We start from the raw sequence: 1905 nt of genomic DNA on the forward strand, positions 1-1905 counted from the left end.
TGCGCCAGAAGCTGCCGCGCACCAGCTCGCAGGATATTGGTCAGTGGATCATCGATCTCGTCGGGCTGACGAAGCGGGACAATGTTGCTAGTCTCGTTCGTGGCGTATCGCTCTCCTTGAGAGGTTCTGGCAGGCTCGACACCCGCCTCGATACGCCGCCTATCTCATTCCGTCATCACCCACTTTCCTGCATAGCTCGGCGTCCAGCTTGGCGTTGTCGCCGTGGCGGGATGCCCGCAGGCCGCGCTGCCGTCAACCAGCGGCACAAACGCGCTCCGGCGATCGTCCGTGATACACTATCAAGCATTCGACCGATGTGGGCGCGGTGTTCTTCGGCTTCGTGTGTTCAGGCCATCGCCAGCGACGCAGCTCACTGTTGTTTAGGGTTCTTCGGAGTACGGTGCCGCAAATCATCCGTACACGACGCATTGTTGTGCTAGCGTCTGCCGCTGCAGACGTGTACGAGAGCCAGCTTGCCCCGATCTCGGTATCTTCGACTTGCCTGCCTAGCTTTGAAAGATCTCGGAACCCGTACGCAAAGGTCGATTGAAGAACTGCCGTTTTCACATCGATAACGACGCTTCTGCCGACTGCATACTCGCAGATCGGCAGGTGCGGTTCTAAAAGACTGCCATTCGAACGCTGGGCTGGAGGTCGCGCGATTCGCTTCTAGGCGGAGCGATCACCGGCGCCCACATCCCTTGTCATCTTTTGCTCGTGAACAGTCGCGGCTCGATGCACATAAAAATCGCGCAAGTGGCCGGTGGCGCAGAATTTCGGAGTTGATGGCCCTCCATTGGGAAATTGCGGCGATCGGCTCCTGTTAGCATTTTGTCATAGGGAGATGAAAGCAAGCCAACGCGTGAGGAGCAGCTAGTTAACGATACTTTGGTCTCCACACGCATAGCCGTACGACTGCATGCCGACCCAAGGCTACGAGGGGCGAATCGATGGAGTTTCGTGCTTGGCCTCATGTGAGGGGCGATCTCACGTCCGCACGCCAGGACGCTTCGGCGTTCTTGGACAGTTTACCGACGGAGGAGGGCTGTGCGGAAACTGATCGCCAGAGGTGGGCCGCAACATGGACGCAAACTGGAGATGCTTATTGCCGTCTTGCTGATCTCAACATACACAGGAGAGCCTTGGATAAAGCCACAGAAGCTTGGCTTAGCGCACTAACTGCCTTCGAGGTCGCCAGGAGGCTAATTGCTTATAGCGGTTCACTAGATGAAGACGTTTCAGCCAAAGTCGAAACTGGCGTTCAGAGAATCGGATCGGCCCTCGGCCACAGGGTGGAGAGCGTGCCGATTGCGTGCAGCGACGGGGGCGAACTTCTAGCCTACTACTTGCCTGCCACTACTCCAAGCTCACCCGGCCCGGCAGTCATTTGTGTTAGCAGCGAAGAAGAAACAGGAGCGATGCTGCTCGGCCGGCTCTTACCTGTGGTGATTGGCCGGCGCCTGTCCGTCCTGGTTATATCTAACGACGACGTCGAAGGTTCCTCGAAGTTTTTATTGTCGAGTTGTTTCGATTATCTGTCCGGTCGACCGGAGGTTGATGGCAGTCGCATCGCCATTTACGGCGATGGCCTATCAGCTGTCTTGGCCACTGATTTCGCTGCCTATGACCGCCGCATTGCTGCGGCGGTTTGTGATGGTGGCGTTTGGAGTTGGACGCGCTCTCTAGTCGTCCGTGAAGAACGCCGGTTTTAAGCCGGAGCGGGTTGAATCGTTGCCATAAGGGCGAGGAGTATCTGGCACAACAAAAGCCTGAGCCAGCGGATCAGGCGGCGGAAGTTGTAGCCGACGGCTGCGAGGATGGCGTTGGCAGCGTCGCCTTGGCGGTACCAGAGATAGTTTCGGCCCATTCGATGCTCGGCTTTGAGATGGCCGATCACGGGTTCGA

The 1905-nt window shown here is 57.5% G+C and carries 1 protein-coding gene and 2 pseudogenes; 1 reads left to right on the forward strand and 2 read right to left on the reverse strand.

Going from position 1 to position 1905, the window contains the following annotated elements:
* A pseudogene (locus IVA80_RS23760) lies at positions 1 to 152 on the reverse strand (IS256 family transposase); the annotation flags it as partial.
* 990 nt (positions 153 to 1142) lie between these two features.
* On the opposite strand from IVA80_RS23760, the gene IVA80_RS23765 reads away from it, so the two are divergent.
* Positions 1143 to 1712, forward strand: coding sequence for a hypothetical protein (locus IVA80_RS23765; RefSeq protein WP_247436065.1), 570 nt, complete (start codon positions 1143 to 1145; stop codon positions 1710 to 1712).
* Here the strand turns inward: IVA80_RS23765 and IVA80_RS23770 are convergent.
* Positions 1709 to 1905, reverse strand: a pseudogene (locus tag IVA80_RS23770) (IS5/IS1182 family transposase); the annotation flags it as partial. The gene IVA80_RS23765 and the pseudogene IVA80_RS23770 sit on opposite strands and share 4 nt — an antisense overlap.

Origin of the sequence: Bradyrhizobium sp. 139 (assembly GCF_023074175.1) — a bacterium.
In the GTDB taxonomy this organism is placed as follows: Bacteria; Pseudomonadota; Alphaproteobacteria; order Rhizobiales; family Xanthobacteraceae; genus Bradyrhizobium.